The 7,195-nt window shown below is 72.2% G+C and carries 6 protein-coding genes; all 6 read left to right on the forward strand.

Going from position 1 to position 7,195, the window contains the following annotated elements; translation table 11 throughout:
• The first annotated feature begins 12 nt into the window (after positions 1-12).
• Genes ACIBI5_RS31225 through ACIBI5_RS31250 form a run of 6 tightly spaced genes read left to right on the forward strand, consistent with a single transcriptional unit; the run spans position 13 to position 7,145 of the window.
• On the forward strand, positions 13-1,518 hold the full coding sequence (locus ACIBI5_RS31225; RefSeq protein WP_397252311.1) for an ABC transporter substrate-binding protein: 1,506 nt from the start codon (positions 13-15) through the stop codon (positions 1,516-1,518).
• A complete protein-coding gene (locus ACIBI5_RS31230) occupies positions 1,511-2,452 on the forward strand; it encodes an ABC transporter permease (RefSeq protein ID WP_397252312.1) in 942 nt (313 codons plus the stop codon). Before ACIBI5_RS31225 ends, ACIBI5_RS31230 begins: the two co-directional genes overlap by 8 nt.
• A complete protein-coding gene (locus ACIBI5_RS31235) occupies positions 2,449-4,104 on the forward strand; it encodes a dipeptide/oligopeptide/nickel ABC transporter permease/ATP-binding protein (RefSeq protein WP_397252313.1) in 1,656 nt (551 codons plus the stop codon). The genes ACIBI5_RS31230 and ACIBI5_RS31235 overlap by 4 nt, the downstream gene beginning before the upstream one ends.
• Complete coding sequence (locus ACIBI5_RS31240; protein ID WP_397252314.1) at positions 4,097-4,939, forward strand: ATP-binding cassette domain-containing protein; 843 nt, start codon at positions 4,097-4,099, stop codon at positions 4,937-4,939. Before ACIBI5_RS31235 ends, ACIBI5_RS31240 begins: the two co-directional genes overlap by 8 nt.
• On the forward strand, positions 4,936-6,243 hold the full coding sequence (locus ACIBI5_RS31245) for an amidohydrolase family protein (protein ID WP_397252315.1): 1,308 nt from the start codon (positions 4,936-4,938) through the stop codon (positions 6,241-6,243). Before ACIBI5_RS31240 ends, ACIBI5_RS31245 begins: the two co-directional genes overlap by 4 nt.
• Entirely contained in the window at positions 6,243-7,145 is a 903-nt protein-coding gene (locus ACIBI5_RS31250; protein ID WP_397252316.1) for an amidohydrolase family protein, read from the forward strand. Before ACIBI5_RS31245 ends, ACIBI5_RS31250 begins: the two co-directional genes overlap by 1 nt.
• Positions 7,146-7,195: the final 50 nt, after the last annotated feature.

Consider the following 7,195-nt stretch of genomic DNA (forward strand, 5'->3'; position numbering starts at 1 on the left):
AGGAGAGCCGTCATGTCCTACCGCAAGCTCGTCGCGGCGGCACTCGTGGCCGCGGCGATCACCGCGTGCTCGGCCCAGAACACCGGCCCGGCCGCCGCGCCCGCCGCGGCGGCCGGAGGAACGCTCAGGTTCGGCGTGGGCTTCACGCTCGACGACTGGGAGCCGTTCAACAAGCCGAACAACACCTACGTCTCCGCCGTCTTCGAGCAGCTCGTCGAACAGGCGCCGGACGGCATCGAACTGCTGCCCAGGCTCGCGACCTCGTGGAAGGCGACGGGCGAGCAGGTGGAGTTCACGCTCAGGACCGGTGTCGTCTTCCATGACGGCACGCCGTTCGACGCGCAGGCCGTCAAGGTCAACCTGGAGCGGATCCGCGACAGCATGACCGAGTTCGCGACGATCATGAAGCCGGTCGAGGAGATCCTCACCCCCGACGCCTCGCACGTGGTGCTCAAGCTGAAGCGCCCCGCCCCGGCGCTGCCCGCGCAGCTGGCCAGGACGGGCGGCTACATGCTGAGCCCCAAGACCATCAAGGACGGCACGTTCAAGACCCAGCCCGCCGGAACCGGCCCGTGGAAGTACAACGCCGCCCAGTCGATCCGCGACTCCAAGGTCGTGCTCGACTTCTTCGACAAGTACTACGAGCCGGACAAGGTCGGCCCGCGCCGCCTGGAGATCCACACGATCGCCGACGACGACAGCGGCTACAACGCGCTCGTCACCGGCCAGGTGGACGTCGTCTCGGTGGCCGCGCAGTACAAGAAGCGCGCCGAGACCCAGGGCCTGAAGTCGCTGTGGTACCCCGGCCTGCGCTACCACTTCCTGTTCTTCGACCGCAAGGATACCTTCGCCGACCCCCGCGTACGGCAGGCCGTCTGCCACTCCCTGGACACCAAGGCCCTGCTCGACGGCCAGTTCGAGGGCCTGGGCGAGAGCTACCCGCAGCGCTTCAGCGAAGGCCAGCCCGGCTACAACCCGCAGGTGCTCGGCTACACCCGTGACGTGACCAAGGCCCGCGCCCTGCTGGCGGAGAGCGGCGAGAAGGACGTCAGCTTCACCTTCCCCGTCTTCCCCGGCACCGAGCTGCTGGGCGAGCTGGTCCGCAGCCAGCTGGCCGAGTCCGGGATCACGGTCAAGGTGGAGAAGATGTCGATCCCGCAGTACTTCTCCACCTTCGACCGGTACCCCGCGGCGTACAACACCAGCAACAGCGAGAGCACCGGCCCGCTCGACTACTACGCCTACAGGTTCGCCCCGGACGGCGGCGGCAACCCCTACAAGACCGGCACCCCGGAGCTGGAGAAACTGGCCGAGCGGGCGCTGGCCGGCGGCACGGACGCCGAGCGGGAGGACGTGTACCGGCGGATGACCCAGATCATCCACGACCAGGCACTCGACTGCGGCTTCTTCAGCCGCCCGATCACCTTCATCTGGGACCCGCGCAAGGTGGACAACATCGTGCCGACCCGGTTCGAGCCGTCGGTCTTCCGCTACAAGGAAGCCCGCATCCATGCGTAAGCTCATCCTCTCCCGGCTGGTCGCCCTGCCGCCGATGCTGCTGCTGGTGTCGGTCGTGGTGTTCCTGCTGACCCGGGTCGGGGTGGACCCGACCCGGCAGATGCTGGGCGAAGGGGCGAGCGAGGCGCAGCGGGCGCTGCTGCGCCATCAGCTGGGCTACGACCGGCCGCTGGTGGTGCAGTTCGGGTCGTGGCTGGGCCAGGTGTTCAGGGGCGATCTCGGGACCTCGTTCTTCACCCAGCAGCCGATCGTGTCCAGCCTCGCCGAGCGGCTGCCGGTCACGCTGGCGATGGTGGCCGGCGGCACCCTGCTGGCGATCGCCGTCGGCGTGCCCGCGGGCGTCTGGGGCGCGCTGCGCGCGGGCTCGGCGATCGACCGGCTGATCACCGCGGTCACCTCCGCCGGGCTGGCCATGCCCGGGTTCTGGCTGGCCCTGTTGCTCATGCTCTTCTTCGCGGTGGAGCTGCGCTGGTTCCCGGTGCTCGGATTCACCCGGTTCGCCGACGGGCCCGGCATGTGGGCGTACGGGCTGGTGCTGCCGTGTGTGGCGCTGGGGCTGCACTCGGCCGCGGTGATCGCCCGGCAGACCAGGGGCGCCATGGCCGAGACGCTGCGCGCGCCGTACGTGCGGGCGCTGCGCGCGGTCGGCACGCCGCGCCGCAGGATCGTCTACCGCTACGCGCTGCGCAACTCCATGGTGCCGATCCTGACCGCGGCCGGCCACGAGGTCGTCGTGCTGCTCGCGGTCAGCTTCGTGGTCGAGCGCGTCTTCGCCATCCCCGGCACGGGCACGCTGATCCTCGACGCGGTGGTGCGCAACGACGTGCCCGTCCTGCAGGGCGGGATCGTGCTGGTCGCCTGCCTCGTGGTGCTGATCAACCTGGCCGTCGACATCGGCTACGGGCTGCTCGACCCGAAGGCGAGGCCGCAGTGAGCGCCGTCTCCCGGCTGCTCCGGCAGCCCGCCACGGTCGTCTGCCTGGCGTTTCTGCTGCTCCTGGTCCTGGCCGCGGTGGCCGCGCCGTGGCTGGCGCCGTACGACCCGTCGGCCGTGAACGTCACGGGCAGGCTGGAAGGGCCGAGCGCCGCGCACTGGCTGGGCACCGACGAGCTGGGCCGCGATCAGCTCTCCCGGCTCATCTACGGCACCAGGATCGCGCTGCGCGCCTCGGTGCAGGCGGTGGGCCTGGCCCTCCTGCTCGGCGTGCCCGCCGGGCTGGTCATCGGCTACTTCGGCGGCTGGTGGGACCGGGTGGCCATGCGGGTGGTGGACGCGGTCAGCTCCATCCCGGCGCTGCTGCTGGCGTTCGGCGTCATCGCGCTGCTCGGGCGCGGCCTGACCAACGCGATGCTGGGCGTCAGCGTCATCTTCGCCATCCAGCTGCTCCGGCTGACCCGCGGCATGGTCCTGGCCGAGCGCGAACTGCCGTACGTGGACGCGGCCCGCGTGCTCGGGCTGTCCGCCCCGCGCATCATGTTCGGCCAGATCCTGCCCAACGTGGCGGGGCCGCTGATCGTGCAGTCCTCCATCTACCTCGGCTTCGCGCAGCTCTTCGAGGCCATGCTCAGCTTCCTCGGGCTCGGCGTGGACGTGGGCGACGCCTCGTGGGGGCAGATGCTGGACCGCTCGCGGGCCTACGTGGGCGACCAGCCTTGGCTGCCGGTCTTCCCCGGCCTCGCCATCATGCTCACGGTGCTGGCGTTCAACCTGATCGGCGACGGACTGCGCGAGGCCATGAGCGGGGCGCGGGCACCTGCGCCCTCCTGGAAGCCGCCGCCGGTCCGGCTCGTGCCCGCCGTACCCACGCGGGCGCTGCTGTCGGTGCGCTCACTGAGCGTCGCCTTTCCCGGACCGGTCACCGTGGTCGAGGACGTGAGCTTCGACATCGCCGAAGGTGAGGTTTTCGGTCTCGTCGGCGAGTCGGGCTCGGGCAAGACGATGACCGCGCTCGCGCTGGCCGGGCTCCTGCCGCCGCCGGGCGCGGTGACCGAAGGCAGCGTACGGCTGGCCGGACGCGAGCTCCTCGGCCTGCCCGACGACGAGCTCGCCACCCTGCGCGGCCCGGAGATCGGCATGATCTTCCAGGACCCGCAGTCCGCGCTGTCACCGGTGCACACCATCGGCAGGCAGCTCATCGAGCCGCTGCGCACCCACGAGGGCCTGTCCCGCAGGGCCGCCCTGGACCGGGCCGCCGAGCTGCTGACCCTGGTCGGCGTGCCGGACGCCCGGCGCAGGCTCGGCGACCACCCCCACCAGTTCTCCGGCGGCATGGCCCAGCGCGTGGTCATCGCCAGAGCGCTGGCCGCGGGCCCCCGGCTCCTCATCGCCGACGAGCCCACCACGGCGCTCGACGTGACCGTGCAGTGCCAGGTGCTCGACCTGCTGCTCGACCTGCGCGAACGGTTCGGCATGACGATCCTGCTCATCACCCACGACCTGGGCGTGGTGGCCGACGTGTGCGACCGGGTCGCGGTCATGCGCGCGGGCGGGATCGTGGAGCAGGCGCCGGTCGGCGGACTGTTCACCGCGCCGGAACACCCCTACACCGCCGCCCTGCTGGCCGCCTCCGGAGGTGCCCATGCCTGACCGGCCGCTCCTGCGCGTGGAGAACCTGCGGGTGAGCTACGAGACGGGCCGCACCCTGTGGACGGCCCGCCGCTTCGACGCGGTGAAGGACGTCAGCTTCTCCGTCGCGGCGGGGGAGACGTTCGGCCTGGTCGGCGAGTCGGGCAGCGGCAAGAGCACCACGGGCAGGGCGGTGCTCAGGCTGGTGCGCCCGGCCGCCGGGACGATCGAGTTCGACGGCCACGACCTGGGCGCGTTCGGCGCGCGTACGCCCCGCTGGTACCGGCAGGCCGTCCAGGTCGTCTTCCAGGACCCGCTGGCCTCCCTGAACCCCCGGCACCTGGTGGCCAAGACGCTGACACTGGCCCTGCGCGCGGGCAACGACGGCGGCACCGGCGGCGTGGACGAGCTCCTCGACCAGGTCGGGCTGGCCCGCGAGCTCGGCGGGCGCTACCCGGCCGAGCTGTCCGGCGGCCAGCGCCAGCGGGTGGCGATCGCGCGGGCGCTGGCCGTACGGCCCCGCCTGGTCATCTGCGACGAGGCCGTCAGCGCCCTCGACGTCTCCACCCAGAGCCAGATCATCGAACTGCTGCTCAAGCTGCAGCGCGAACTCTCGCTGAGCCTGCTGTTCATCTCCCACGACCTGGCGGTGGTCCGGCGGATCAGCCACCAGGTCGGCGTGATGCACTTCGGCAGCCTGGTCGAGCAGGGCGGCGCGGAAGAGGTCTACCGGCGGCCCCGCCACCCGTACACCCGCATGTTGCTGGACTCGGCGCCGGTGCCCGACCCCGTCGTCCAGCGGGAGCGGCGCGCCCGCAGGCGCACGCCGCGCGAACTCACGGAAGAGGAAGCATGACGATCCTGATCAGAGGCGGACACCTGCTGACCATGGACGACGCCATCGGCGACGTGCCGGGCGGCGACCTGCTCATCGACGGCTCGGCCATCGTCTCCGCGGGGCCGGCCGACCCCGGCGTGCAGGCGGAGGAGGTGATCGACGCGACCGGGATGATCGTGCTGCCCGGCTTCGTGGACACCCACATCCACCTGTGGCAGACGGTGCTGCGCGGGCTGGCCTCGGAGCTGTGGCACGGCGAGTACTTCACGTCGGTGCTGCCCTACCGCTCCAGGTTCCGCCCGGAGGACGTCTACGCGGGCGGCTTCGCCGGAGGCAGGGAACTGCTCGGCAACGGGGTCACCACCGCGCTCGACTTCTGCCACTGCATCGCGACGCCGCGGCACTCCGACATGGCCGTGGCCGGGCTGATCGACTCCGGCATCCGCGGCGTGCACGGCTACAGCCTGCGCGACAAGCCCCCCGGCCACTTCACCTCCCACGACCAGCGGCTCGCGGACGCCGTACGGGTGCAGGAAGGGCTGGGGCACGACCGGGTCTCGCTCATGCTGGCGCTCAGCGACCTGGAGACCGTCGACCTCGCGACCAGCGCCAAGGAGGTGGCCTTCGCCCGCGAGCGGGGGCTGCGGATGACGATCCACTCCAACTACGCGGGGCAGATCACCGCGATGCACGAGGCGGGGCTGCTCGGCCCCGACCTCGTGCCGGTGCACGGCAACGTGGTCACCGACGAGGAGATCAGGATGCTGGCCGACGCCGACGCCACCCTGTCCTCCACCCCGGCGGTCGAGATCGGCCTCGGCTCCTCCTTCTCGATCGTGCGCAGGGCCGTGAAGCTCGGGCTGCGGGTCGGCTGGGGCTGCGACATCGTCACCTATACCGACGCCGACCTGCTCGGCCAGATGCGTCTCGGCTACCAGCTCACCTGCTACCTCGACAGCGAGGAGGAGCGCTCGCAGGGCCGTGACGGCCGCCGCCGTCCCGGCGTCCCGACGCTGACGGCGCGCGAGGTGCTGCGCATGGCCACCGTGAACGGCGCGCGGGCCCTCGGCCTGTCCTCCCGGATCGGCAGCCTCACCCCGGGCAAGGAGGCCGACGTCATCCTGGTGAAGGCGGGCTCGCTGGCCGACCCGGCCGCCCACGTGCTCATGCAGTGCAACGGACGGGACGTGGACACCGTCCTGGTGGCGGGCGAGGTGCGCAAGAGGGCCGGGCGGCACGTCGGGCTCGACCCGGAGCGGCCCGGCGTGCTCGTCGACGCCGCCCGCGCGCACGTGCTCGCCGAGTTCCCCAGCCACGACTGATGCGCGTCGACTTCCACGCCCACCTCTGGACCGACGACTACCTCGACCTGCTCGACTCCTGCGGCCGCGCGGCCACGGCGGTCCAGCGCGGCATGGGAGCCGGCACGTCCCGGGCCGAGATGGCCGCGCGCCTGTCGCTCATGGACGCGGCCGGCATCGACCTGCAGGTGCTGTCGGCGACGCCGCAGGCGGCCGACTTCGCCGATCCGGCCCACGCGCTGACCGCCGCCCGCCACGTCAACGACCTGTACGCCGAGACCGTGCGGCGGTGGCCTGACCGCTTCGCGATGCTGGCCGCCCTCCCGCTCCCGCACGCCGGCCTGGCCGCCGCCGAGCTGGAGCGGGCCATGGACGACCTGGGCGCGGTGGGCGTCGCGATCAACTCCGCCGCGCTCGGGCACACCTCGCTCCTTCCCGTGTACGCCGAGCTCGACCGGCGTGGCGCCGTCCTGTTCGTGCACCCGGCGGGGGAGTTCGCGGCCGACCCCAGGCTGCGGTGGGCGGTCGGCGCGCCGGTCGAGGACACGGTGGCGGCCATGCGGCTCATCGTCGACGGCGTCCCGCTCCGCCACCCGGGGATGCGCATCGTCGTCCCGCACCTCGGCGGGGCGCTGGCGATGCTGGCCGAGCGGGCCGACCACCAGATGTCCGGGCTGCCGGAGCCGCCCAGCGTCACGGCCCGCCGGATGTTCTACGACACCGTCTCCCACGGCCACGTGCCGGCCCTGCGCGCGGCCGCGCAGACGTTCGGCGCCGACCGCCTGGTCCTGGGGACGGACTTCCCGTTCCTGAAGGGGGAGCTGTTCACCGGCGCGGTCTCCCATCTGGCGGAGGGGTTGAACGCGCAGGAGGTGGAGCAGGTCACCCGGCGGACCCCGACGAGCTTGCTGACGCGCGGCTGATCCCGGCTCGGTCCGTGACGCCGGCTCGGTCCGTGACGTCGGGTCGGTCT

Origin of the sequence: Nonomuraea sp. NPDC050540, assembly GCF_044457485.1 — a bacterium.
GTDB lineage: Bacteria > Actinomycetota > Actinomycetes > Streptosporangiales > Streptosporangiaceae > Nonomuraea.